This is a genomic window from Bacillus sp. CFBP9009 (assembly GCF_036541465.1).
Lineage (GTDB): Bacteria > Bacillota > Bacilli > Bacillales > DSM-1321 > Peribacillus.
In genome coordinates this window covers 124750-150918 of sequence record NZ_JAZHFU010000004.1, presented here as the reverse complement: position 1 = coordinate 150918, position 26169 = coordinate 124750, and the positions used below count along the sequence as shown (strand labels likewise).

Below are 26169 nucleotides of genomic sequence, written 5' to 3'. Positions count from 1 at the left end.
GACATGAAATGGAATGAAGCGGTCCTTTCCTTGAAGTCTTATCAACCGGGAAAATCTACTGATGAAGTGAAAAAATTATACGGGTTGGAAAAAATCACGAAATTAGCTTCAAATGAAAATCCTTTCGGCTGTTCGGAAAAGGTAAAGGAGTCCGTTAGGAATTCAACCCATTCGTTTGCCATCTATCCAGATGGATATGCAACGATGCTAAGGGAAGCTGTTGCAAAACATACAGGTGTGAAAGAAACTCAGCTTATTTTTGGAAATGGATCTGATGAGAACATTCAAATCATCTCCCGAAGCCTATTGGGGGCTGGAAAGAATACGGTCATGGCAACAGGCACTTTTTCACAGTATCGCCATAATGCCACGCTAGAAGGTGCAGAAATCAGGGAAGTTCCTCATATTGATGGTGCTCATGATCTAGAAGGAATGCTTAAAGTTATAGATGAAAAAACAGCAGTTGTCTGGCTTTGTACACCAAATAACCCAACAGGTAAATACATTACGGAACAGGACTTATTATCATTCATTGAAAGAGTGCCGGAAGATGTACTTATCGTTTTGGATGAAGCTTACTGTGAATATGCAACGGCTGAGGATTACCCGAGAACGAATCAATGGATTAATAAATATAAAAATTTGATCATACTCCGGACATTCTCAAAAATCTATGGACTTGCCAGTTTTAGGGTAGGGTACGGATTGGCGGATGAGGATATCATCCAGAAACTAGATCCATCCCGGGAACCATTCAATGTCAACACATTCGCACAGAATATTGCTATCGTCGCTTTGGAAGATCAAGCCTTCATTGAAAAATGCAAGGAAGAAAATCAAAAAGGGCTTAAGCAGTACTATGAATTTTGCAATAAGGAAAATTTAGCTTATTACCCGTCACAAGGTAATTTCATCTTTATCCATTTTAAACAGGATGCCGAGGTGGTGTTTCAATATTTGCTTGAGCGCGGATACATTGCAAGGTCGGGGAAATCTTTCGGTTTTCCTACCAGCTTAAGGGTCACCGTTGGTTCTACGGAAGAAAATGAAGGAATGATTAACGCTATTAAAACTTTTTTGAATGAAGTTGAGGCACCTTCTGATTCGCTGCTTTAACGTTTCATCAAACCTAGAGGAGCACAAAAGATGCGGGGGAGAGAAGAGTGAAGGGTAAGGTTTTTGTAATAGGTCTAGGTCTAATTGGCGGATCATTGGCCATGGCTGTACGCCATGCACATCCTGAAGCCGTTATTGTTGGTACGGACCTAAGTGAAAAGAATATTCAACTATCGATGCTATTGGGGATCATTGATGATTCTGTATCATCATTGGAAGCGGGAGCATGTGATGCTGATTTGATTCTACTTGCTGTGCCTGTCAATGAAACCGTGAAGATTTTAGCTCAATTGGCTGAGATGGATTTGAAGAGTGATGTCCTCATATCGGATGCAGGAAGTACGAAGGATACAGTCGTTAAGGCAGCAAAACCATTGATAGATAAAGGGGTGGCCTTCATCGGGGGGCACCCTATGGCTGGTTCCCATAAAAGCGGTGCTGCGGCAGCCAAATTGCATTTATTCGAACATGCATTTTATTTGCTTACTCCAGAAGATTCCATCGAAGAAGAAAAAGTCGAGCAGCTGAAAGGGTGGCTGCAAGGAACAAGAGCGAACTTTCTGGTTGTGTGTCCTGCCACGCATGATAAGCTGACTGGGGTCATTAGTCATTTCCCGCATATTGTCGCATCGGGGCTCGTTAAGCAGGCAGAAAATTACAGTAAGGAAAATAAGTTGATTTCAAGGCTTGCAGCAGGTGGATTTCGAGATATTACAAGAATTGCTTCAAGCAGTCCGGAAATGTGGCGTGACATTTTGTTACATAACCGGGATGTGTTACTTGAATTAATGAATGATTGGCTGAATGAAATGGAGCATATAAAAGGCCTGGTCGCGAATGAAGATAGTGAAGAAATCCTTCGATTCTTTACCGATGCCAAGATTTTCAGGGATGATTTGCCAACACATGCGAAAGGCGCCATACCAGCGTTTTATGATTTATATATCGATATACCGGATTATGCCGGAATAATTTCTGAGATTACCGGATATTTGGCACAAGAAGGTATCAGCATTACAAACATAAGGATCATTGAAACCAGGGAAGAGATATACGGTGTGCTGGTCATTAGCTTCCAAACGGATGTTGACCGCATAAAAGCTGCAGAGTGTATTTCAAGACATACAGATTATGAAACGATCCTGGCATAACATTTATAGGGAAGGATGGTTTTATGAATACAAAAAAATTACAAACGAACATCCAATCATTACGTGGTTCGATTGCCATACCTGGAGATAAGTCGATCTCCCATCGTTCGATAATGTTCGGAGCCCTTGCCGAGGGGGAAACGACAGTCACTAATTTTCTTCCAGGAGCCGATTGTTTAAGTACGATTTCCTGTTTTAAGCAGCTTGGAGTTCATATTGAACAAGATGGCCAGCACGTCAAAATTGAAGGCAAAGGTTTTAATGGATTAAAGGAACCGGAATCAGTACTGGATGTCGGAAACTCTGGTACCACGATCAGGTTAATGATGGGCATTTTGGCAGGACAGGAATTTTCGGCCGTTTTGGCAGGTGACGAATCGATAGCTAAACGTCCAATGACCCGGGTAGTCAACCCGCTTCGTCAAATGGGAGCGGTCATTGACGGTCGAAAAGGAGCCGAATACACCCCCCTCTTCATAAGAGGAGGCAAGTTACAAGGGTTTCGCTATGAATTGCCTGTGGCAAGTGCGCAGGTGAAATCAGCGATAATCTTGGCCGGTTTACAGGCAGAAGGTGAAACGATCATTATCGAACCGGAAGAGACCCGGGATCATACAGAACGAATGATCCAAGAGTTTGGCGGAAAAATCGAAAAAGACGGTCAAACGATTAAAGTAAGCGGAAACCAAGTCTTCAAAGGGACTACCATCCATGTGCCGGGTGATATTTCTTCAGCGGCTTTCTTCATGGTGGCTGCAGCGATTACGGAAAATAGTGAAGTGGTATTAAAGAATGTCGGCCTTAATTCGACAAGGACTGGAATCATTGAAGTCATGAAATCGATGGGGGCGGATATTACGATTGAGAAGAAGACGAGTGAGGGTGAACCTGCAGGAGACATCACTGTCAGAAGCTCCCGGCTAAAGGGAACGACCATCAGCGGTGATTTAATTCCCCGTCTCATCGATGAAATACCGGTAATTGCACTCCTGGCAACACAGGCTGAAGGGATAACGACAATCAAGGATGCAGCAGAACTTAAAGTGAAAGAGACGAATCGAATTGATACTGTTGCAAATGAGCTTTCCGTCCTGGGCGCAGATATAACCCCGACAGCAGACGGATTGATCATCAAAGGGCGTAAAGCCTTGAATGGTGGCAAGGTTACAAGCCATGGGGACCATCGTATCGGGATGATGCTTGCTGTAGCGGCTTTGATAACGGATGGGGAAGTGGAACTTGCTGACCCTGATGCCATAGATGTATCATATCCACAATTTTTTGGGCATTTGACGCAATTGATAAAGTGAATATAAAAAAAGTTTACATACCTTATTTGGTCTGTAAACTTTTTTTAAATGCTGAAAAGTGTTGAAAGCGCTAACATTCGGGCTTTTTCTATCTGTATTGATCATGAAAATAATGAAAAAGGGGTTCATGATCAAAAAGGAGATTTACCATAGCGTGGAGAATTAACTAGTAACCTTTTTTTAATGAGAATGGGAGGGGACTTCATCAATGGAATACAGGGCTACAGTATGGTAAACTAATGAATACTGTTTACTATGCATCTCGCGATTATATGGTATTTTGTTCTTAATGGCAGAGTATGTTACATTATGGCGTGAGTGTGTATGACTAGGGACCAAGTCTATCATGCAAAAGGAAGGATTCAACAATGAACACAGTGGAACAAGTTATACAGCATTTAAAAAAAGGGGAATTAACAGAAGCTCTTAAACATATAAATCGAATTAAATCATCAGAGTCAGCAGAGGACATATTGTTGCTGGCCGAAGAAATGCTCCAGCTTGGTTTTGCGGAGGAGGCAAAGGATCTTTTTGAACATCTGCTGCAACTCTATCCCAATGAAGGAGAATTAATTGTTTCGTTGGCTGAAATCCTGATTGACATGGACCAGGAAGATGAAGCGATGCTGATGCTTGAAAAAGTAAGTGCAGATGATGAAGTATATCCAAGTGCTTTGCTTTTGGAAGCGGACCTCTATCAATTACAGGGGATGGACGAGGTCAGCGAAAGGAAATTACTGCAGGCCAAGGAAATGCTTCCAGATGAGATCATCATTGATTTTGCACTAGCTGAACTGTTCTTTCATCAAGGAAGGGATCAGGAAGCCATTGCAAATTACATAAAGGTTTTAGAACATGAACAAGAAATCGCTGGTGTTAATGTCAATCAGAGGCTTGCTGAAGCATTAAGCAGTTCGGGGAAGTTCGAGGAGGCCCTTCCGCACTTTGAAAAGGCCTTAAAAGATGGACTTGAAATCAATACCCTGTTTGAATATGCATTTACAGCTTTTCAGGCAGGTCTTTATGACACAGCCGTACGAAAGTTCATTGAACTGAAAGAATTAGATCATGAATACCATTCTTTATATTTGTACCTGGCAAAGAGTTATGAACATCTTGAAGATCTGGAAAATGCCTTGAAAACAGTCAAAGAAGGAATCAAGGCTGATGAATTCAATAAGGAACTTTACTTCTTCGGTGGAAAAATTGCCTTGAAAAGCGGGCTTGATGAAGAGGCGGAAAATCTATTTAAAGAAGCACTAGCCATTGATCCGGGATACCTGGAAGCTGCACTCACCCTCTTGAAATTGTATATGCACCACGAAAGGTATGAAGATGTATTGGAGTGTATTGGTGAAGTAAGGCGATATGGAGAAGATGATCCGCAGTTTGAATGGATAGCTGCTGTATCATATCAGCATACTGAACAATTTAAAGAGTCATTAACCAGCTATCATAAAGCATATAATTCATTCAAGAACAATCAAGATTTCCTTGAAGATTATGGTTTCTTTTTAATTGAAGAAGGAGACAGAGCCACATCTAGAGAAGTATTTAATAAGCTCCTTGAGATGAACCCGGCGAATGATGAGTATGCGATGATTTTGGAGCGGCTAGGTGAAAGCACAGATGAAATGTAGATAAGTGAAACGAAACTAAATCTAGACAGAGGAGGGAATTCATGGTGGCTGCCCCTGTTTCTGTGAATGAGAAGAAGGATTTTATTCGGTGGTTTTTAAATCATTATCAACTGAAACGAAGAGAATGTGTGTGGATATTGAATTACTTAATGAGTCATGATCAACTAATGAAAAAGGTTCATTTTGTAGAAAATGCACAATATTGCCCACGTGGACTGATTATGTCGACACATTGTGTGGATGAGGTCCCTTTCAGGTTCTATAAGTCCAATATCATGACGACCGATGCAGAGAAATCTTTTCATGATATCCGTTTAAATCGGGATGAAGACATTTATATTCAGCTTAATTTTAAATCGTCTTATTCTTCCTATCAATATGCAGCGGTACTCGAGAACAACCCCTTCATGCCGAAATCAACGGCATCGAATGAAAAAGACCAGCTGCTGGCTGAACAATTTTTGGAAAGAAGCATGTTGTATTTTCAAAGGGACCGTTTGCTTAAGGAAATCGATGAAGCCCTCGATAAGCATGATGAACAAGCATTTAAGGACTTAACCGAACAATTGAATCAATTAAAAGTACTTGGATGAAATAAATTGACCTTTCCGTAATCAGGAAAGGTTTTTATTTTTTATAAAACATTGATAAAATCCACATTTTTGTAAAGACTATGGGTATATGGTAAAGATGTTATAAAAATAATGGTAAAATGATAAGGAGTTGATTTAAAAAATCGGGAGTGAAGAAAAAACATGAAGTGGACAGCAAAAGATCTTGACATGTATATGCAGTCAAAAGAGTATGTGGATACCGTTTTGATTCCTTTGGTTCCCCTATCTTTTCAAGGGCAAATGAAGCAAACGGGCTCAATGAATGAATTTCTTACCATTTTAAGCTTGGAAATTGAAAAGCAGATGAAAGGAAGAATTCTTTTATTGCCAACATTTCATTATTTAAGTGGTGAATTGGATAAGGTTGAGCGGTTAAAGCGTTGGGCCAGTGAAGTGAAAGAAAATAATTTCGAGCATGTTTTTTTTCTTACATCGGATTTTGATTGGAAAAAGGAAGAGCGGGAATTAGGAAATAATTTAGTATGGATTCCTGCCATCCCCCTGGAAGGGCTTGAAATTGAACAAGCAAGGGAAATGATTAACCAGCAAGTTCTCCAAATCCTTGATATTTTCTCTTATAATTGGAAAAATGAAAAAAAGTAGGATTTTTCGCATTATTTGACACATAGTTGCCACCTTTTGGGTTTTACAAATATTGACCTTGGTAAATTATTGAGATATCATGGAAATGTCCTAGTTTTATAGTGTCGCTATTTATTGGTCCTTTGGGCTCTCAGTATAGTAATAGAGGGGGGGAAAACGCATGAGCAAGCATAATGTTTCACGACGTCAATTCCTTAATTACACACTTACTGGCGTTGGTGGATTTATGGCGGCCGGTATGTTGATGCCTATGGTTAGGTTTGCAATTGATCCTGTATTATCAGCAGATAAGGGCGGGGATTACGTTGCAACTAAACAGAAGGTAGGTGAACTGACTACCGAACCAACCCGTGTCGACTTTAGTTTTAAGCAGGTCGATGGGTGGTATGAGTCTGAAGAAACAAATACAGCTTGGGTTTACAAAACGGATGATGGTAAGATCGTTGCTTTATCTCCAATCTGTAAACATTTAGGCTGTACGGTAGGCTGGAATACGGATAAGACTAATCCGAATCAATTTTTCTGTCCTTGCCATTATGGCAGGTATACGAAAGATGGGGTGAATGTGAAAGGGACACCGCCGGTTTCACCATTGGATGTCTTTGACACGAAAGAAAAAGATGGAATACTTTATTTGGGTCAACTAAAACCGCATGGGGAGGCGTAAACATTGCTAACAAAGTTATATGACTGGGTGGACGAGCGTTTAGATATTACGCCGTTATGGCGGGATATTGCTGACCATGAGGTTCCTGAACATGTTAACCCCGCACATCATTTTTCTGCATTCGTATATTGTTTTGGTGGGTTAACTTTCTTTATTACGGTCATCCAAATCTTGTCAGGCATGTTCTTGACGATGTACTATGTCCCAGACATTAAAAACGCTTGGGAATCTGTTTATTATTTACAAAATGAAGTTGCCTTCGGTCAAATCGTCCGTGGTATGCATCACTGGGGAGCAAGTCTAGTTATAGTTATGATGTTTTTACATACTCTTCGTGTCTTCTTCCAGGGAGCTTACAAAAAACCGCGTGAATTGAACTGGATGGTCGGCGTATTGATTTTCTTCATCATGCTGGCATTAGGCTTGACTGGTTATTTATTGCCATGGGATATGAAAGCGCTATTCGCAACGAAAGTTACTTTGACAATTGTCGAATCGGTACCGTTAATGGGACCGGCACTCAAGACATTGATAGCAGGAGATCCAACGATCGTTGGAGCACAGACATTGACACGATTCTTTGCAATTCATGTATTCTTCCTGCCTGCAGCATTATTTGCTTTACTAGCGGCTCATTTCCTGATGATCCGAAAACAAGGTATTTCAGGTCCACTTTAAAAGAATGGTGAACCAAGAACCAAAAAAACCTTTTCATAAAGGAGGGGAATTGTTCAATGCATCGTGGGAAAGGTATGAAATTCGTAGGTGACTCGCGTATCTCCGCGGACCGTAAACCGAATATTCCGAAAGATTATTCAGAATATCCTGGGAAAACTGAAGCATTTTGGCCTAATTTCCTTTTAAAAGAATGGATGGTAGGAGCTGTATTCCTTGTAGGTTATCTATGCCTGACAATCGCACATCCGTCACCATTGGAAAGGATAGCAGATCCTACAGATACAGCGTATATTCCGCTGCCAGACTGGTATTTCCTATTCCTTTACCAATTACTTAAGTATACCTATGCTTCAGGCCCTTATAATGCAATCGGGGCTCTAGTAATACCTGGTTTGGCTTTTGGAGCTTTGCTCTTGGCACCTTTTTTAGATCGTGGTCCAGAGCGGAGCCCGGCAAAACGTCCTTTTGCTGTAGGCTTCATGCTCTTGGCAATTGCTGGCGTTTTCTATTTAACATGGGAGTCTGCAGCCCACCACGATTGGGAAGCTTCCAAGAAACAAGGAGCGATTGTGGAAGGTGCAGACATTGATAAAGAGAGCGATGGGTATAAACTGATGGATTCCAGTGGCTGTATTAGCTGTCACGGAGCAGAGTTAACTGGTGGAGCAGGAGCGCCAAGCTTAATTGACACTGGCTTGAGCCCAGAAGAAATCTCTAAAATCGCAGTCAAAGGCCAGGGCGCTATGCCAGCTGGCATGTTTAAAGGTACAGATGAAGAATTGGCAACATTAGCTGAATTTGTATCTGGTTTATCGGCAAAATAAAATAGCCATCCACAGCATTTTCTTTCATATGCTGCAAATGAAGCTGACGACTACGGTTGTCGGCTTTTTTATTGGTAAATTGAAGCGTAAATGAGAAGAAATTGAAATGAATGCTTGGTTTTCTGGTTAATGGCCTGTAAAATGAGTATACATGAGAATGTTAGTGAGGGTAAAAGAATGAATGTTATCTACAGTTGGCTTGCAAATCGGCAAATGCTCGTTTTGTTATTAATGATAAATATATTCGGAACTGCCTATGGATATTATTGGTATGGCAGTCAATTGGAAAACACTCCTGCGATTTTTTTGGCATTTGTACCGGACAGCCCGACAGCTAGTCTGTTTTTTGTTTTTGTTTTATTGGGGTTCCTGTTAAGAAGGAATTTCGGACTTATTGAAGCGTTGGCGATAATGACACTATTCAAATATGGCATATGGGCAGTTGTAATGAATTTGATGACCTTCGTGACAACAGGTTCACTGCCTTGGGAAGGTTATATGTTAATGGCTTCTCATTTGGGGATGGCGGTTCAAGGGGTATTATATGCACCATTTTATCGAATAAAACCTTGGCACTTGATAGCGGCAGGGATTTGGACCATACATAATGACATAATCGACTATGTTTTTGAAATGATGCCAATATACCGTGATTTATTGGTGTATATGGACGCGATAGGTTATTTCACTTTTTGGCTCAGCATACTTTCCATTTTTGTCGGCTGGTTCTTTGGATATAGAAAAAAGCGGTTCACCCTGTCCTTCATCTCTTAAAAAGTCAACACTAAATACAGCTTTGTAAAAGCAGGGTTAACTTTTTTATGTTGAACGAGGTCTACTCATGTTTTTTCTTTCATATCGTTTTAGTAGAGATATGAGGAGGGACGAGTAGCATGTTGAAAAAATTCATATTAACCATTGCTGTTTTATTTGTCGTCTTACATTTCCCTGTCTATGCAGAATCCTCTTCAAGTTTGGAGCAATTAGATGACATTTCCGATAGAGCCTTGGAAATGACCAAGTTGAAGCGATATGGAGATTCGGAAAAGATGCTGACGTTTTTTTCTGACCGGTTTTTAAAAGATACAGCGAAAGAGCAGATCCTTGACATGGACGAACTTCGAATTATCACTGTAGCTCATAATGAGGCGTTGATGACAATAAAGGATATGAACAAGGGAGATTCCGAAAAGGTTAATTCTGTTACAAAGTTCCGGCTTGTTGTTGATGCGGTCAAGTCTACTCATCAGCCACTTTGGACAGAGATGGAGGATCAAATGATGAGTTCTTTCCAGCAGACAAAGAATGCCGCCATCAAACAAGACACAATTACATTCAATAGCCAATTGAACTTATTCCTATCACAATATGAAATGATATATCCAAGCTTGAAAGTCGACCTTTCCAAAGAAACGATGCAGCAACTGGACACGAGGATTCAATATATCAACCAATACCGCCCGGAGGTAATCAGTGATGGAGATAATCAAGAGGAACTGGATGCGTTGCAAAACGAACTAACCTCCATTTTTGATGATATGGGGGAAGATGATGCAGATCCTTCCCTTTGGTGGGTCATCATTTCGACAGGCTCAATCATTATCATGACGCTTTCTTATGTAGGCTGGAGAAAATATAAAGGTGATAGGGAAAAACCAAGGAAAGAGCATAATGATTAAAAAGACACGGGTAGAGAACACTATATTTGACAGGGGTGCCTTCAATCCATAGAATTAAGGGTAATAAGAGTTATAGGAGGATACCATGTATTTCATTTATTTGGCGATTATTATTTTAATCCCGATTTATGCACAAATGAAAGTGAAAAGCACGTATAAAAAATATTCAAAAGTATCGGCCTCTTCCGGAATGAATGGTGCTGAGACGGCTCGTGCCATTTTGGATCAAAATGGACTGTTCAATGTCAGGGTCGAAGAGACGCCTGGAATGCTTTCGGACCATTATGACCCAAGGGATAAAACGGTGCGTTTATCAACGGATAACTATCACGGCCATTCAGTTGCCGGCGTAGCTGTTGCAGCCCATGAAGTTGGACATGCGATTCAAGATAAAGAAGCATATGCTTTCTTGCGTTTCCGCCATGCATTAGTACCGGTAGCTAATTTTGGCTCTAACATATCTTGGATTTTGATTTTAATCGGGATGCTAGCTTCACTTCCTGGTTTGCTTTTGGCGGGTATCGCATTTATGGCAGCCGCTGTATTGTTCCAAGTGATAACACTGCCGGTTGAATTCAATGCTTCTTCTAGGGCTATGGATCAACTCGTTTCCGCTGGGGTCATCCGGAATGATGAAGAACGGGAAACGAAAAAAGTATTAAGTGCTGCTGCGATGACTTATGTTGCTGCCGCTCTTGTAGCCGTACTGGAATTAGTTCGTCTTCTGCTTATGTATACAGGAATGAGAGAAGAAGATTAATTTGAAAAAAGGACTCCATCTTGGGATGGGGTCCTTTAAATTTTAAAGAGTTTTTGCTGCACATTGCTAATAAAATGCAGTTAGACAGGGCAACATTAATCAATGGATTACCTTTCAATGGGATTCTTGTTCTCATCAAGGGTAAAGCCCTCACCCAATACATCATGAACTTCACTTACTGATACAAATGCATGAGGGTCCACCGATGTTATGGCATTTTTTAAGCGGACTAACTCATTTTTCCCGACAACACAATAGAGTACTTCCCGATCATTGCGTGTAAAGGATCCATATCCCCTTAATACAGTTACGCCCCGCTCCATATCATTCATGATTTTTTCTGCAATTTCCAAGTTTTTATCACTAATGATCATTGCACCTCTAGCAGCATAGGCTCCTTCTTGCATAAAGTCGATTACTCTAGCACCTATAAATACGGCAACGAGGGTATACATCGCTTCACGGTAATCCAGGTAAGTAAGGATGGACAGGCCAATGACGACGGCATCAAAGATGAACATCGTCCGTCCCATGCCCATCCCTAAGTAACGATGGGCAAAACGGGCAATGATATCCACTCCGCCTGTTGTCCCGCCGTAACGAAAGATGATGCCCAGCCCGACACCAACAGATACCCCGGCAAACAATGCCACCAGCATCAAATCGTTTCCGAGATCGATTTCGATTTCGTATCTCTCGAAAACCCATAGCCAAACGGAGAGGCCAACCGTTCCGATAATCGTATAAAAGAAAGATGTGCGCCCTAAATATTTCCACCCTATTAAAAATAAGGGAATATTCAAAATCAAATTAGAATAAGAAGGATTTATCCCGATAAGTTGATATATAATCAATGTGAGACCTGTGAATCCGCCTTCGGCCAAGTTGTTCTGCATGTTAAAATGCACGAGGCCAAAAGCGAAGATTCCAGCCCCAAAAAGGATGAATATGATATTTTTCAATTTTAAGCCCAAAAGCATGTCCCATACCTCCAAAGGTTTACATTTCATTAATTTACTTATTATAACTAATTAACCAACTATGGGCAATTTTGATTCGCGAACGTATCTGTTGTCATCTGTTTCACTTTTAGCTAACATGGAGAAGGTATGATGTTTGAAAACGAAATCAAGAATGGGTGACTATATGGAAAAGCATAAGACGATCCAACAAATGCAAGCGGAAGTCGACCAATACATAGGACAATTTAAAGAAGGATATTTCAGCCCTCTGGCCTTGCTGGCCCGTATGTCTGAAGAACTTGGGGAGTTGGCTAGGGAAGTCAATCATTACCATGGTGAAAAACCAAAGAAGGCAACAGAAGAAGAGAATACGATTGAAGCGGAATTGGGGGACATGCTTTTTGTGTTGATTTGTTTTGCCAATTCTTTAGGGATTGACCTTCAAAACTCGCATGATTTGGTCATGGAAAAGTTCACAACCCGTGATAAAGATAGATGGACAAGAAAAGAAGAAAAAATGGAGGAGGAAGGTAAAGATGAGTAAAGTGAAAGTTATTGTAGCCGGTCCACGTGGCAGAATGGGAAATGAAGCGGTGAAGCTTGTACATAGGACAGAAGGGTTTGAATTGGCAGCTGTCATAGATCGCAAGCATAACGGTGAAAGCCTCTCCGCAATAGAAGGTTTTCACGGTATTGAAGCACCGGTTTTTTCGGATATAAATGAATGCTTTTCTTCCGTAAAAGCGGACGTATTGATCGATTTGACCACACCCGAAGTGGGGATGCTTCATACCGAAACGGCACTTAATCATGGCATCCGCCCTGTAGTGGGAACGACTGGTTTTACTAAGGAAGATTTAGCGAAGCTGGATTCATTAACAAAAGAAAAGGGCATTGGTTGCATCATCGCGCCAAACTTTGCAATTGGAGCCATTTTGATGATGAAGTTTTCCCAAATGGCCGCAAAGTACTTCCCGGATGTGGAAATCATAGAAATGCACCATGATCAAAAACTGGATGCACCTTCTGGAACTGCTGCCAAAACGGCAGACATGATTGCAGCAGTCCGTGAAACGAAACAACAGGGGCACCCTAATGAAAAAGAAACCATCCAGGGGGCAAGAGGCGCAAATGTAGATGGCATGCATATCCACAGTGTCCGGCTACCTGGATTGGTTGCCCATCAACAGGTGCTTTTCGGAAGTGATGGAGAGTTATTGACGGTTCGGCATGATTCCTTTAATCGAGCTTCCTTCATGTCAGGAGTCAAACTTGCTGTCGATACCGTCATGAAATTGGATGTTCTTGTATACGGTCTGGAAAATATTATTGAATAGGGATCAGGAGGATTTACGATGAAAATTGCCTTAATTGCCCATGATATGAAAAAAGAAGATATCATTCAATTTGTAACAGCCTATAAAGATGTATTTGAGCAGCATGAATTATATGCTACAGGAACGACCGGGAAAAGAATCATGGAAGAAGTATCGCTGCCTGTCCATCGTTTTCATTCAGGACCTCTTGGCGGGGATCAGGAAATAGGTGCAATGATCGCGCGCGGAGAAATGGACATGGTCCTATTTTTTCGCGATCCATTGACATCACAGCCACATGAACCTGATGTATCGGCGCTTATACGCCTATCAGATGTTTATGAAATTCCCTTGGCGACAAATATGGGCACGGCAGAAGTGCTGATACAAGGTTTGAAGCATGGGTATATGGACTGGCTAAAACTACGGCAAAAACAAGGTGAGATAAATGATAAACAAAAGTAACATAGATATCCTGGCTTTCGGCGCACATGCGGATGATGTTGAAATCGGTATGGGTGGCACGATCGCTAAATATGTGCAACAAGGCAGGAAAATTGTCATTTGTGATTTGACAAAAGCTGAAATGTCATCCAATGGAACCGTTCCATTGCGGCAAGAGGAAGCGCATAAGGCTGCTGAAATCCTTGGGGTGAAGAGGATTTCCCTTGATCTACCCGACCGGGGACTATACATGAAAGCGGAATACATAAATCAAATCATTAACGTCATTCGCCAATATAAACCTGCCCTTGTGTTTGCACCATTTTTGGAAGATCGCCATCCCGATCATGGTAACTGTGCCAAATTAGTCGAGGAAGCAGTTTTTTCGGCTGGAGTAAGAAAGTATATGGAAGAAGAAGGCCTTGATTCTCATCGTGTCCAAAATATGTACTATTATATGATCAATGGGTTTCACAAACCGGACTTCGTCGTGGACATCACTTCTACAATATCGAAAAAGCTGGATAGCCTTAGGGCATATGGCAGCCAATTTGAAAAAAGTCAAGTATCTGTAGAAACACCGCTGGTTAATGGTTATATCGAGACTGTCGAGGCACGGGAGCGGATGTTCGGTAAAGAAGTGGGTGTCGCCTATGCGGAGGGATTCATGACAAAAAAACCGTTACTGATCGATGCCGACTTGTTAGGAGAAAAATAATCTTATGAAATTAAAAATTGGAATTACCTGTTACCCTACAGTTGGGGGTTCTGGTGTCGTAGCAACTGAATTAGGGAAGATGCTTGCAGAAAAAGGACATGAGATACATTTCATTTCTTCAAGCCTCCCTTTTCGCTTGAATAAGATGTACTGTAATATTTTTTATCACCAGGTTGAAGTGAACTCGTATTCAGTCTTTCAATATCCACCATATGACCTGGCGCTTGCAAGCAAGATAGCGGATGTCGTAAAACGGGAGAAATTAGATATCCTTCACGTTCATTATGCAATTCCGCATGCTGTTTGTGCGATCCTTGCAAAGCAGATGTCAGGTAATGAAGTAAAGATCGTAACCACACTGCATGGTACGGACATAACCGTATTAGGCCATGATCCCTCATTGACCAATTTGATAAAATTCGGGATAGAGCAATCCGATGTCGTTACAGGAGTATCTAATTCCCTTGTTCAGCAAACGCACGAATTAATCGCACCGAATAAGGAAATCAAAACCGTTTATAATTTTATTGATGAAAGAGATTACCATAAATCTGATTCCGATTACCTTAAGGATGAATACGGAATCAGTGAAGATGAAAAAGTGATCATACATGTTTCGAATTTCCGTTCGGTCAAGCGAGTGAAAGACGTCATCCAGGCGTTTTATTTAACTCAAAAGAAAATGCCTGCAAAGCTTCTCCTCGTAGGAGACGGGCCGGAAGTGACAACCGTATTGAAATTGGCTAAAGATCTTGGAATCGATGATTTGGTCTTGTTTCTTGGTAAGCAGGATAACCTTGCCGAATTATATTCAATCAGTGATTTGATATTCTTGTTATCGGAAAAAGAAAGTTTCGGACTTGTGCTGCTCGAGGCGATGGCATGTGGAGTTCCTTGTATCGGGACGAATATCGGGGGAATTCCTGAAGTCATCGTTGATGGGGAGACTGGTTATATTTGTGAATTGGGAGATGTCAAAATGGTTGCTGAAAAAGCGATTGGACTTTTAAGCGACCCGATTTTACATAAACGCTTTTCTGTAGCTGCGCTGGAAAGGGCCAATACTAATTTTCACTCCGATACGATAATGTCAGAGTATGAAGCCATCTACATTCAAGCACTTGAAGGTAAATCCATGGAATAGGGAGGGGATGCTGATGGATCGGTTATTCTTAAAATCAGTACCCATTCTGGAATTGATTGAAGAAGCAGGATACGAGGCTTATTTCGTTGGCGGCTCTGTAAGGGATTATATCCTTGGCAGGCCCATAAACGATGTGGACATCGCTACTTCCGCAACACCCCAGGAAATCAAAAGGATTTTTCCTAATACGGCTGATATCGGGATCGACCACGGGACAGTGCTTGTCATTACGGATACGGGTACATACGAAATTACGACGTTTAGAACGGAAAGCGGGTATTCGGACTTTCGCAGACCCGATGCTGTGCAATTTGTCCGTTCTTTGACTGAGGATTTGCAAAGAAGAGATTTTACGATGAATGCAATGGCAATGGATAAGACCGGAAAGATCATAGATCCATTTAATGGTAAGCGAGATTTGGCAGAAAAAAGGATTATCACGGTTGGCAACCCGCATGAAAGGTTTCATGAGGATGCATTGAGAATGATGCGTGCTTTAAGGTTCGTCAGTCAACTTGATTTTGAACTGGATCAAGAAACCTTTGATTCCCTTAAAGAGAACGCTCAGATCATCAGTGAAATCGCTGTCGAAAGAATCCTGGTTGAATTTGAGAAGCTAGTGGCCGGCTCCAATAAGATAAGGGCTTTCTCACTCCTACTGGAAAGCGGATTATATCAATACCTGCCTCTATTCTCCAGTAAAAAAGATCATTTAATGGAAGTGCTGAACCTGCCGCTTCATCAGCTAAAAGCGGCAGAAATATGGTCTATAATCATGGTTCACACAAAGGATCAGGAAATGGAAGAGGCTTTGAGGGAGTGGAAGCTGCCATTGAAAAGCATAAGAAACGTTCAACGTACGATACAGCTAGTGAAGAAAGAAGATCCATCAGCCATCGATGTATTTCAGGCAGGTCATGACGTAACTGTACAAGCTGCAAAAGTCAGGGCGGCGATGACTGGCGGTAATGTATCGGATGCGGAGGAGAATGCACATCAAAGCTATAATGGACTTATTATTAAACAAATGTCTGATCTTGCCGTTACGGGGACGGATTTATTGAATTGGCAACAAGAAAAGCCAGGTCCATGGGTCAAGGAATACTTGGAAAAAATATTGAAAGCTGTCTTGAATGAAGAATTAAAAAATGATAAAGAAGAAATAAAGAGGTGGCTGGTGAAATGCAATCTGAGTTAAGAACAAAGCTGATGGAAGCCCTCTCAAAAGCGGATGGTGCGTTTATATCCGGTCAGGAAATTGCTGAATACATTGGCTGTTCGCGCACAGCTGTCTGGAAGCATATAGAAGACCTGCGCAGTGAAGGGTATAATGTTGAAGCCGTAAGGAAAAAAGGCTACCGGATCATATCAGCGCCGGAAAAAGTGTCCGAGAGCGAAATACAGCTTGGCTTGGAAACAAAAACGATCGGCAAGATGATCCACTATCAGGAAACTGTAGAATCCACGCAAAAAATTGCGCATCAACTCGCAAATGAAGGCGTTCAGGAGGGGACCCTCGTCGTTGCCGAGGAGCAGATATCCGGAAAAGGAAGGCTAATGAGATCTTGGCATTCCCCAAAATTCAGCGGCATATGGATGAGCCTCATCCTAAGACCGAAAATCCCGATTCATGAGGCTCCACAGCTTACATTATTGGCCGCGGTCGCTGTTGCTCAGGCTATAGAGGATATCACTGATTTGAAGCCGCAAATAAAGTGGCCGAATGATATTTTGGTGAATCGCAAGAAAGTGGTGGGCATCCTTACGGAGATGCAGGCGGAATCAGATAGGATCCATTCTGTCATTATCGGAATTGGAATGAATATCAATCAGCAATTGGAGGATTTTCCTGAAGATCTGCAGGAAAAAGCGTCTTCCCTTCTCATAGAAAGTGGAGGGACGGTTTCAAGGTCCAAGGTCATTCAACGAGCATTGTTTCGTCTGGAAAATTTGTACGAACTCTATTTAGATCAAGGCTTCATGCCAATAAAGGATTTATGGGAGAGTTATGCGATCAGTCTTGGACAGGTAATCAAAGCCAGTACCGTTAATGACACGATTGTCGGAAAAGCGTTGGGCATAACGGATTCAGGCGTTTTACTTCTTGAAGACGGAAAAGGAACCGTACATTCGATATATTCTGCAGATATTGAAATTCAGTAGATTTTTGTCAAATTCGTGAAAATTAAATAGAAATTTTCAATTTGCCTTGTTATAATGCAAGTGGGCAGTATCTCATGTGAACTGCACCCCCATAAATACCAAATTATTTGAAAATCTGCCTTGATCCAGAGAACTGGACTGGGACGGAGGGATGAAACTTCTGATGAAACAAAGGGATTGACTAAAAAGATAAGTGCTGTTTATTGATCGATATGTGGCTTTTTTAGCCATTTTTCGTAGCAAACAGATACTTTTTTAGTCAGTCCTTTTTTTGCCCATGAATGTATAGACACCAGTTTTCGCTGATGTTTTCATCTCCTCCATCAAAAGGAGGAAACGTAATGAAATTGTCCGGAGATTTTTTGAAAATGAAACAAAATCAAGAGAAAATTGTCATGCTGACGGCTTATGATTACCCGTCAGCAAAGTTAGCCGAACAATCAGGTGTAGACATGATTTTAGTCGGAGATTCTTTAGGAATGGTCGTATTGGGATATGAGTCAACGATTCCAGTTACGGTGAATGACATGATCCATCATACAAAGGCAGTAAAACGCGGGGCACCAAGTACATTTGTCGTGACGGATATGCCATTTATGAGCTATCACCTATCTATGGATGAAACACTCAAGAATGCAGCCCGGATCATGCAGGAAGGTCATGCGGATGCCGTAAAGCTTGAGGGAGCGGATGATGTAGTTGAAAAAATATCAGCATTGACCAAGGCGGGCATCCCGGTTGTAGCCCATCTTGGCTTGACTCCTCAATCAGTCGGAGTTCTGGGCGGATATAAAGTGCAAGGAAAAGATGCCGAAAGTGCAGCACAGCTCTTGGAAGATGCGAGAAAGTGTGAAGCTGCGGGGGCGATGGCAGTAGTCTTAGAATGTGTTCCATATCAAGTGGGGGAACTCGTCACACGGAACCTTGACATTCCAACCATTGGAATTGGGGCAGGTGCTGAAACGGATGGTCAAGTCCTCGTTTACCATGATGTCATCAAGTATGGGGTAGACCGGCTGGCGAAATTCGTAAAAGTTTATGGAGATGCAAATGAACTGATTGGCCAATCGATTACAAGCTTCGTGAATGAAGTGAAATCTAAAGTTTTTCCGTCGGAGAAACATACATTCACGATGAAGGAAGAGCAGCTTTCTGAACTTTACGGAGGGAAAAGATGAAAACATTTACATCAGCAGCTGATTTGCAATTGGCACTTAGAGAGGAAAAAAACAATAACAAAAGCATTGGCTATGTAGCGACAATGGGGTTTTTACATGAGGGGCATGCAACCCTTTTGGAAAAGGCGCGCAAAGAAAATGACATTGTGGTATTGAGTATTTTTGTCAATCCGACGCAATTTGGACCCAATGAGGATTTTGAAACATATCCGCGGGATTTGGAACGGGATGAAAAAGTCGCAGCCAATGGCGGAGTTGATTATCTCTTCTATCCAACAGTCCACGAAATGTACGGTGAAGAACCATCTGTAAAAGTTGTTGTCCAAAGCAGGACGGATGTTTTATGCGGCAGACAAAGGCCTGGACACTTTGATGGTGTTGCGACAGTCTTAACGAAATTCTTCAATATCATCCTTCCTGATAGAGCTTACTTTGGTAAGAAGGATGCCCAGCAAGTCGCCGTGATAGATGGACTGATCAAAGACTTTAATTTCCCTATCCAGCTTATTGCTGTAGATACCGTACGTGAAGAAGATGGGTTAGCGAAAAGCTCGCGAAATGTGAACCTATCAGATCAGGAGCGCTTGGAGGCTAAAGAGCTGTACCAAAGTTTAATGAAGGCCAAAGAGGCGGTTGAATCAGGTGAAAGAAATGCAGCAACCGTCACGGCTCTAGTAAGTGAACATATTGGTGCCCACACAAGTGGAGTGATCGACTATATTGAAATCTATCAATACCCGGAACTTAAACCGCTTGAATCGCTGGCTGGAAACATCATCATTGCAATGGCTGTAAAGTTCAAGCATGCAAGACTAATTGATAATATCACTTTATTTGTAGAATAATTCATGAAGATCAGGGGGAATTGAGATGTTTCGAACGATGATGAATGGAAAAATCCACCGTGCAAGGGTAACTGAGGCTAATTTGAACTATGTAGGCAGCATTACGATTGATGAAGACATAATTGATGCGGTTGGTATTCTGCCTAATGAAAAAGTCGCCATCGTGAATAATAATAATGGTGCACGACTTGAAACGTATGTGATTGCAGGTGAACGGGGCAGCGGTGTCGTGTGTTTGAACGGAGCGGCGGCAAGACTGGTGCAGCCGGATGATATCGTGATAATCATTTCTTATGTGATGGTTTCAGAGGATAAACTGGGGGATCATAAACCAAAAGTTGCTATCATGGATGAAAATAACAAAATCATTGATCTGATTTCAAACGAACCTGCAGCTACAATCATGTAAGCGGAGGGCCGGCACAATATGCATGGATCATGCATACAGGTGCCGGCCCTTTTCGTCCGTTGATGAACCGCTTGTTTCCTTTATTACGATTATTATGGTATAAAAAAGATAAGAGAATTCCATCAGGAAGTGGAGAAAGTGAAGTTTGAGGTGTACAATTCATGATGCAACGATATGTAGTGGTCGATTTGGAAACAACAGGGAATTCTCCGAAAAAAGGGGATAGGATTATTCAATTTGCTGGCGTGGTCATCGAAAATGACCAAATTGTGGATGAATACTCGACATTTATCCACCCTGGACAGGAAATTTCCTTGTTTATTGAAGAATTGACCGGAATAAGCAACGAGACGGTAAAAAATGCACCTGACTTTGAAGATGTTGCAGAAAATATTGCCCGGCTTATAGAAGGGGCTTGTTTTGTTGCCCATAATGTTTTATTTGATTTATCTTTTCTACAGGAAGAACTAGTACGATGCGGGTTTGAGCCGTTTTATGGTTCCACCCTTGATACAGTGGAGTTAGCGAAAATATTAAAACCAACATCCGATGGATATAAGCTGCACCAGCTGGCTAAAGAAGAAAACCTAGATCATTCCAGGCCCCATCAAGCGGATAGTGATGCATATGCGACCGCTTTATTATTGTTGGAATTGAAAAAAAAGCTGATGAATCTTCCAGTGATGACACTTAAACAGTTATTTCGATTATCATATTCCTTACAAAGTGAGATTTCCGAATTGATAGATGCTTGCATTGCAAGCAAACTTGCTAAAGCAGAAGTCCATTCACCTGATCTTATCACTTATAGGGGCCTTGCATTTAAAAAGGCCGAAGACGAAAGTGATCAAAAAGACACGGGGGCGGAATTCCCGCTCGATGATGAGAAAAAAATAGCCATGCTTCAAAGTGCATACCCTGCCTTTGAAGCAAGAAGCGGACAACTTGATATGATGAACATGATTCACCATTCCTTCGAATCCAGCCAAGATGCAATCATTGAAGCTGGGACAGGAATTGGGAAATCCATAGGCTATCTGCTTCCGGCCGTCTATTTTTCAAAAAAACATCATAAACCTGTCGTCGTTTCGACATACACGCTTCAGCTACAGGATCAACTACTCCAAAACGAGGTTCCCAAGCTTAAAAAAATACTTCCCTTTACCTTTCAAGCTGTTTTGCTAAAGGGGAGAAGTAATTATTTGAGCTTGGCAAAGTTCGAAAGGGCATTGCGTGAGAAGGAAGATAATTATGAAACGGCATTAACGAAAATGCAGATATTGGTTTGGCTTACCGAAACCGTAACAGGTGATAAAGATGAATTGAATCTTACAAGCGGCGGTCAGCTATTTTGGAACAGGCTTCAAAGTGATGGTCTTACATACGCCGGGTTAAAACAGCCCTGGCTTGAATTGGATTTTTTTGAACGGGCAAAAAGAACAGCTGCCAAGGCGGATATCATCATTACTAACCATTCATTTTTAATGACGGATCTGCTTACAGAAGATGCCTTGATTCCAAAAAAAGGGTATTTGATTCTCGATGAAGCACACCATTTGGAACAGGCAGCATCTAAACAGCTTGGGAGCAGGCTTAATTACATTTCGGTGAAGACCGTTTTGAACAGACTAGGGACCTCAGATCAAAAGCAATTATTATATAAATTGGACAGGATGCTCTTAAATAATGGACTGACGCATGGGAAGTCCACGCATGAATTAGATCAAAATCTTAGTGATTTTTCCTATGAATTCGAACAGCTTTTTTATTACATTTCCAATCAGGCGGAAAAACTTTCACGTTCCATGAGTCCGAAACGGCTTTCATTCAAAATAGATGATGGAAGATGGGGTAAAGCGATTCTGGTCGCTGAGAGATTGGTGGATTTATTAGGATACATCATCACGGAGTTAGAGAAAAGATTGGCTCTTTTATTGAATAATGAGTCCCCCTTAGGAAAAAATTCATTATTTCACTTGAATGATATCGAGGTGCTGGTTGGACATTTACAGGATACCAGGGACTCCTTGCATGAGTTTTTCATCAAGCCGCATGAAGAAAATATTTATTGGCTTGATTATACGAATGCAGCACCCCAGCATGGGGTGACATTGACAGTTCAGCCGATTGCAGGAAGTAAACGGCTATGGGATTCCTATTTCGGACGCCAAAAAAGTGTGGTCATGACATCGGCAACCCTTGTGGTGAAGGATTCTTTTAAGTATTTTAAAGAACAACTCGGTTTAGAGAATGAACCAATGCAGACAGCAAGTTTTCCTTCACCCTTTCCTTATAAGGAACTCGTAAAGGTACTGGTTCCAAATGATCTACCAGATATCAATTGCTTATCGGTGGAGGAATTCTCCGAAACCGCGGCAAACCATATTATTGCTGCCGCTCAAGCAGCGAAAGGGAGGATGATGGTCTTATTCACCTCGCATGAAATGCTGCGGGCGACCTATCATTCCATCAAAGACAGTGGGGTCCTGGATGAGTTCACCCTGTTTGCACAAGGGATTTCTGGCGGAAGCCGGATGAGGCTGCTCAGGAATTTCCAAAACTTCGAGAAAGCCGTCCTGTTTGGGACAACCAGCCTATGGGAAGGCGTCGATATCCCAGGCGAGGATTTATCTTGTTTAATCATTGTCAGGCTGCCATTTTCGCCGCCGGATGAACCAGTGACAGCTGCAAAATGTCAACTTCTCGAGAAGCAAGGGCGTAATCCTTTCTCTGCGTATTCTTTACCTGAAGCCCTGTTAAGGTTCCGGCAAGGATTCGGCAGGCTCATACGCACGCCAGAAGATAAAGGGATATTGGTTATTCTTGATCGCCGCATCATCACTGCCAAATACGGCCCTGAATTTCAAAAGGCCATTCCGGAAGTGGACTGGCACCAAGCCTCAATAACAGAAATGGCTGAAATGATAGAGAAGTGGATTTAAAGAATCTTTAGATTTTTCATTAATCTAAAATGAATTTTTATGAATTTATAAAGAAAAATAACCTTTGAACTGGTATAATGTGATAGGTGGTAAAGCCTTCAAATCCTATTCATACCAGTGGTTGTTGACAATTTATTAAAATGGAGGGGCGTTTTCATGGAAAGTAAAATCGAAGTAATTTCAACAGTCAGGTTGCAACATTCTCCTGATCTGTATAAAATTGTGGATTCCTTGAACCGAACATTGAAAAAAGATGATTTAATGTTCGGTCTCGCATTGGATTCCGAAGATCAAGAAAAAGCGATATTTACAATTTATCGTACATAGAAAGAGGGAAAAGCAGCTTTGAAAAAATGGTTGATTATTGCTTCTATCCTGGTCCTTTGTTTTATCGGATTTGTCAGCGGGGCATATATTAAAGCGTTGCAGCCTAAAAATGAGGCTGGTAATGAGGCTTTTAAAAAGGCGAAGGAAGAGGGCGGCCTTGTGACCATGGAAGAATTCTACCTTTATAATGGGCAGGATTCATACTCCGTCATCATTGGTAAGGGAGAAAAAGGGACTAAAAAAATAGTCTGGCTTCCTGACGACAAGAAGAAAGAAATAGTAGTGGAAAACTATAAAGATGGTAAATCAAAAAAAGAGATTTTAAACATTGTCAAAGAAAAGCTTAATCCCCAAAAAATCATTTCGGTTAAGCTAGGCATGGAAAAGAACGTTCCGCTTTGGGAAGTAACATATCTTGATGAATCCGAGCGTTTTAACTATGACTATTATGATTTTAAAACTGGGGAATGGCTAAAGTATTATCGAAGCATTTAGAATGGAGGATTAATTTAAAATGAAATTAGCGAACCGGGTTCAGTCATTAACGCCATCAACAACATTGGCCATTACGGCAAAAGCAAAGGAACTTAAAGCCCAAGGTCTGGATATAATTGGTTTGGGTGCTGGTGAACCAGATTATAATACGCCCCAACATATCATAGATGCAGCACTTCTGTCCATGAATGAAGGTCAAACTAAATACACGCCATCCGCTGGTCTGCCGAAGCTAAAAGAAGCAATTGCGGCTAAATTGAAGCGTGATCAAGGCTTGGAATACAAACCGTCTGAAATTTTAGTTGGCTCAGGTGCAAAGCACGCGCTTTACACATTGTTTCAAGCTATCCTGGATGAAGAAGATGAAGTCATTGTTCCGATACCATATTGGGTAAGCTATCCTGAGCAAATCAAGCTTGCTGACGGAAAGCCAGTTTATGTAGTCGGTACGGAAGAAAATCAATATAAAATCACTAAAGAACAATTAGAACAAGCAATTACCGAAAAAACGAAAGCGGTTATCATCAACTCGCCAAGCAATCCAACGGGCATGCTTTATTCGAGGGAAGAATTGGCGGCTATCGGGGAAGTTTGCCTGGCTCATGATATCTTGATCGTTTCCGACGAAATTTACGAAAAATTGGTTTATGGAAATGCTAAACATACATCCATTGCAGAGATTTCACCTGAATTGAAAAAGCAAACGATCATCATCAATGGTGTATCTAAATCGCATTCGATGACTGGCTGGAGAATTGGTTATGCAGTCGGTGAAGAGTCCATCATTAAAGCAATGACGAACCTTGCCAGCCATAGCACATCAAATCCTACCACAACTGCTCAATATGGTGCGATTGCCGCTTATGAAGGTACACAAGAACCTGTTGAAGAAATGCGTCAGGCATTTGAAGGCCGTTTGAATAAGATATATGATAAATTGGTTGAAATTCCAGGCATTAGCTGCATTAAACCACAAGGGGCATTTTATTTATTCCCGAACGTTAAACGTGCAGTTGAATTAACAGGGTACAGCAATGTCGAAGATTTTACGACTGCGTTGCTGGAAGAAGCTCAAGTGGCTGTTATTCCAGGTTCAGGGTTCGGTGCACCTGATAACATCAGACTCTCTTATGCAACTTCACTGGAGCTGCTGGAAGCAGCAGTTGAAAGAATACATTCATTCGTTAAATCAAAAATGACATAATTTTTTAATAACCTGCAGACTACCTGGCTACATCAGGGTCTGCAGGTTATTTTAGTTGAATTATATTTTAACTCACTTCACTATGGCAAAGGAAAAGGTGGGTTACTGATCTCCCTTTTTATCAATGGAGTTTTTTGTCCCATTAAGACCTGCAGAGAAACAGTACATAAAGAAAAATGGAAATCATATATGATTTTTAATAAAAATCGATTGCAATCATATATGATTTCATATATGATGAAAATATGGAAGAGAAAAACAAAATCCCCAGCAAAAAACAAATAGCTTATGAGCACCTTCGTAAATTAATTTTGGATGGAACATATGGTTCTGGACAGCGGATCATTATCGATCAAACGGCAAAAGAACTTAGTCTAAGTCCGATTCCTGTCAGGGAAGCGATCAGACAACTGGAATCCGACGGCCTTATTCAATATAAGCCTTATAGTGGAGCAGTGGTTACAAGCATTAATGAGAGCGAATACATTGAAACTCTATCTGTTTTATCTTTGCTTGAAGGATATGCAGCTGCCCTTAGTTCTTTAACGATGAAAGATGATGATTTTGAAAATCTGATTAATATAAACAAAGAAATGGAAAAAGCCCTCCATAACTTTGAATTAGAGCTGTTTGGTAAGTTAAACGAATGTTTCCATGAGGAAATTTATGGAAAGTGCGGAAATTCCTTTTTAAAGGAGGAAATTAAACAGGCGCAACAAAGAATGAATAGAGTCAGAAAGTCCATGTTCACCATGGTACCGCAACGCGCAGTCCAATCGATTCGCGAACATGAAAGCATCATAAAGCTTTTAAAGGAAAAAGCATCTTTTGAAGAAATTGAATCTCTGGTGAGAAAGCATAAACTGAATGCCATCAATACATTCAAGCAGAGGTCGGAAACTAATCACGATCAGGCACTTTGATGACCCAGGCCTTGTTTTATAATAGTCGATCGATTATTCATAAAAGCAAGGCCGATT

Annotated in this window: 28 protein-coding genes; 27 read left to right on the top strand and 1 reads right to left on the bottom strand. The window is 41.3% G+C overall.

All coding sequences use genetic code 11. The features are described from left to right. Positions 1 to 3 precede the first annotated feature (3 nt). From hisC to V3595_RS13745, 12 genes are all read left to right on the top strand, one after another. Positions 4 to 1116 carry a histidinol-phosphate transaminase gene (gene hisC / locus V3595_RS13800; protein WP_485907767.1) on the top strand — a complete coding sequence of 371 codons (1113 nt, stop codon included), beginning with the start codon at positions 4 to 6 and terminating at the stop codon, positions 1114 to 1116. Positions 1117 to 1163: 47 nt separating this feature from the next. After that, complete coding sequence (locus V3595_RS13795) at positions 1164 to 2267, top strand: prephenate dehydrogenase (RefSeq protein WP_485907765.1); 1104 nt, start codon at positions 1164 to 1166, stop codon at positions 2265 to 2267. Positions 2268 to 2290: 23 nt separating this feature from the next. Then, positions 2291 to 3577 (top strand): 3-phosphoshikimate 1-carboxyvinyltransferase, encoded by a 1287-nt coding sequence (gene aroA / locus V3595_RS13790; RefSeq protein WP_485907763.1) that lies wholly within the window; start codon positions 2291 to 2293, stop codon positions 3575 to 3577. A 368-nt stretch (positions 3578 to 3945) separates the two neighbouring features. Further along, positions 3946 to 5217 (top strand): tetratricopeptide repeat protein, encoded by a 1272-nt coding sequence (locus V3595_RS13785; protein WP_485907761.1) that lies wholly within the window; start codon positions 3946 to 3948, stop codon positions 5215 to 5217. Between the two features lie 41 nt (positions 5218 to 5258). Further along, positions 5259 to 5810, top strand: coding sequence for a ReoY family proteolytic degradation factor (locus V3595_RS13780; RefSeq protein ID WP_133347570.1), 552 nt, complete (start codon positions 5259 to 5261; stop codon positions 5808 to 5810). A 162-nt stretch (positions 5811 to 5972) separates the two neighbouring features. After that, positions 5973 to 6434 (top strand): YpiF family protein, encoded by a 462-nt coding sequence (locus V3595_RS13775; RefSeq protein ID WP_137016004.1) that lies wholly within the window; start codon positions 5973 to 5975, stop codon positions 6432 to 6434. Between the two features lie 160 nt (positions 6435 to 6594). Further along, positions 6595 to 7101 carry a Rieske (2Fe-2S) protein gene (locus V3595_RS13770; protein WP_057276295.1) on the top strand — a complete coding sequence of 169 codons (507 nt, stop codon included), beginning with the start codon at positions 6595 to 6597 and terminating at the stop codon, positions 7099 to 7101. A gap of 3 nt (positions 7102 to 7104) precedes the next feature. Then, positions 7105 to 7779, top strand: a complete 675-nt coding sequence (qcrB, locus tag V3595_RS13765) for a menaquinol-cytochrome c reductase cytochrome b subunit (protein ID WP_034307974.1) — start codon at positions 7105 to 7107, stop codon at positions 7777 to 7779. A 56-nt stretch (positions 7780 to 7835) separates the two neighbouring features. Further along, complete coding sequence (locus V3595_RS13760; RefSeq protein ID WP_137016001.1) at positions 7836 to 8603, top strand: menaquinol-cytochrome c reductase cytochrome b/c subunit; 768 nt, start codon at positions 7836 to 7838, stop codon at positions 8601 to 8603. A gap of 177 nt (positions 8604 to 8780) precedes the next feature. Then, positions 8781 to 9377 carry a lipoprotein heptaprenylglyceryl N-acetyltransferase LhaT gene (gene lhaT / locus V3595_RS13755; protein WP_137015999.1) on the top strand — a complete coding sequence of 199 codons (597 nt, stop codon included), beginning with the start codon at positions 8781 to 8783 and terminating at the stop codon, positions 9375 to 9377. Between the two features lie 119 nt (positions 9378 to 9496). After that, positions 9497 to 10282 carry a sporulation protein YpjB gene (ypjB, locus tag V3595_RS13750; RefSeq protein ID WP_402897395.1) on the top strand — a complete coding sequence of 262 codons (786 nt, stop codon included), beginning with the start codon at positions 9497 to 9499 and terminating at the stop codon, positions 10280 to 10282. Between the two features lie 85 nt (positions 10283 to 10367). Beyond that, positions 10368 to 11042 carry a zinc metallopeptidase gene (locus V3595_RS13745; RefSeq protein WP_485907758.1) on the top strand — a complete coding sequence of 225 codons (675 nt, stop codon included), beginning with the start codon at positions 10368 to 10370 and terminating at the stop codon, positions 11040 to 11042. Positions 11043 to 11149: 107 nt separating this feature from the next. Here V3595_RS13745 and V3595_RS13740 read toward each other — a convergent pair whose 3' ends face one another. Continuing rightward, on the bottom strand, positions 11150 to 12022 hold the full coding sequence (locus V3595_RS13740; protein WP_485907756.1) for a YitT family protein: 873 nt from the start codon (positions 12020 to 12022) through the stop codon (positions 11150 to 11152). A 166-nt stretch (positions 12023 to 12188) separates the two neighbouring features. Here V3595_RS13740 and V3595_RS13735 point away from each other — a divergent pair, with 166 nt between their 5' ends. The 15 genes from V3595_RS13735 (at position 12189) to V3595_RS13665 (ending at position 26112) form a co-directional block, all read left to right on the top strand. Then, positions 12189 to 12548, top strand: coding sequence for a nucleotide pyrophosphohydrolase (locus V3595_RS13735; protein WP_485907966.1), 360 nt, complete (start codon positions 12189 to 12191; stop codon positions 12546 to 12548). Beyond that, a complete protein-coding gene (dapB, locus tag V3595_RS13730; RefSeq protein ID WP_485907755.1) occupies positions 12541 to 13341 on the top strand; it encodes a 4-hydroxy-tetrahydrodipicolinate reductase in 801 nt (266 codons plus the stop codon). The genes V3595_RS13735 and dapB overlap by 8 nt, the downstream gene beginning before the upstream one ends. Before the next feature lie 18 nt (positions 13342 to 13359). Beyond that, positions 13360 to 13785 carry a methylglyoxal synthase gene (locus V3595_RS13725; protein WP_137015992.1) on the top strand — a complete coding sequence of 142 codons (426 nt, stop codon included), beginning with the start codon at positions 13360 to 13362 and terminating at the stop codon, positions 13783 to 13785. Next, positions 13769 to 14482 carry a bacillithiol biosynthesis deacetylase BshB1 gene (gene bshB1 / locus V3595_RS13720; RefSeq protein WP_485907753.1) on the top strand — a complete coding sequence of 238 codons (714 nt, stop codon included), beginning with the start codon at positions 13769 to 13771 and terminating at the stop codon, positions 14480 to 14482. The genes V3595_RS13725 and bshB1 overlap by 17 nt, the downstream gene beginning before the upstream one ends. A 4-nt stretch (positions 14483 to 14486) precedes the next feature. Beyond that, positions 14487 to 15626 carry an N-acetyl-alpha-D-glucosaminyl L-malate synthase BshA gene (bshA, locus tag V3595_RS13715; RefSeq protein ID WP_485907752.1) on the top strand — a complete coding sequence of 380 codons (1140 nt, stop codon included), beginning with the start codon at positions 14487 to 14489 and terminating at the stop codon, positions 15624 to 15626. A gap of 13 nt (positions 15627 to 15639) precedes the next feature. Beyond that, complete coding sequence (locus V3595_RS13710; RefSeq protein WP_485907750.1) at positions 15640 to 16824, top strand: CCA tRNA nucleotidyltransferase; 1185 nt, start codon at positions 15640 to 15642, stop codon at positions 16822 to 16824. Beyond that, positions 16809 to 17789, top strand: coding sequence for a biotin--[acetyl-CoA-carboxylase] ligase (locus V3595_RS13705; protein WP_402897382.1), 981 nt, complete (start codon positions 16809 to 16811; stop codon positions 17787 to 17789). Before V3595_RS13710 ends, V3595_RS13705 begins: the two co-directional genes overlap by 16 nt. A 341-nt stretch (positions 17790 to 18130) precedes the next feature. Continuing rightward, positions 18131 to 18967 carry a 3-methyl-2-oxobutanoate hydroxymethyltransferase gene (panB, locus tag V3595_RS13700; protein ID WP_485907748.1) on the top strand — a complete coding sequence of 279 codons (837 nt, stop codon included), beginning with the start codon at positions 18131 to 18133 and terminating at the stop codon, positions 18965 to 18967. Beyond that, the gene (gene panC, locus V3595_RS13695; RefSeq protein WP_485907746.1) at positions 18964 to 19812 is read left to right on the top strand and encodes a pantoate--beta-alanine ligase; all 849 of its coding nucleotides are present in this window, start codon (positions 18964 to 18966) and stop codon (positions 19810 to 19812) included. The genes panB and panC overlap by 4 nt, the downstream gene beginning before the upstream one ends. 25 nt (positions 19813 to 19837) lie before the next feature. Further along, positions 19838 to 20221, top strand: coding sequence for an aspartate 1-decarboxylase (gene panD / locus V3595_RS13690; RefSeq protein ID WP_054400285.1), 384 nt, complete (start codon positions 19838 to 19840; stop codon positions 20219 to 20221). 161 nt (positions 20222 to 20382) lie between these two features. Continuing rightward, a complete protein-coding gene (gene dinG / locus V3595_RS13685) occupies positions 20383 to 23163 on the top strand; it encodes an ATP-dependent DNA helicase DinG (protein WP_485907744.1) in 2781 nt (926 codons plus the stop codon). A 156-nt stretch (positions 23164 to 23319) separates the two neighbouring features. Beyond that, positions 23320 to 23490: a YpmA family protein gene (locus V3595_RS13680; RefSeq protein ID WP_064505144.1), complete on the top strand. Its 171-nt coding sequence runs from the start codon at positions 23320 to 23322 to the stop codon at positions 23488 to 23490. 18 nt (positions 23491 to 23508) lie between these two features. Continuing rightward, positions 23509 to 23985, top strand: a complete 477-nt coding sequence (locus V3595_RS13675) for a cell wall elongation regulator TseB-like domain-containing protein (protein ID WP_485907742.1) — start codon at positions 23509 to 23511, stop codon at positions 23983 to 23985. 19 nt (positions 23986 to 24004) lie between these two features. Then, positions 24005 to 25189: a pyridoxal phosphate-dependent aminotransferase gene (locus tag V3595_RS13670; protein WP_485907740.1), complete on the top strand. Its 1185-nt coding sequence runs from the start codon at positions 24005 to 24007 to the stop codon at positions 25187 to 25189. Between the two features lie 245 nt (positions 25190 to 25434). Then, positions 25435 to 26112, top strand: coding sequence for a GntR family transcriptional regulator (locus V3595_RS13665; RefSeq protein WP_485907738.1), 678 nt, complete (start codon positions 25435 to 25437; stop codon positions 26110 to 26112). Positions 26113 to 26169: the final 57 nt, after the last annotated feature.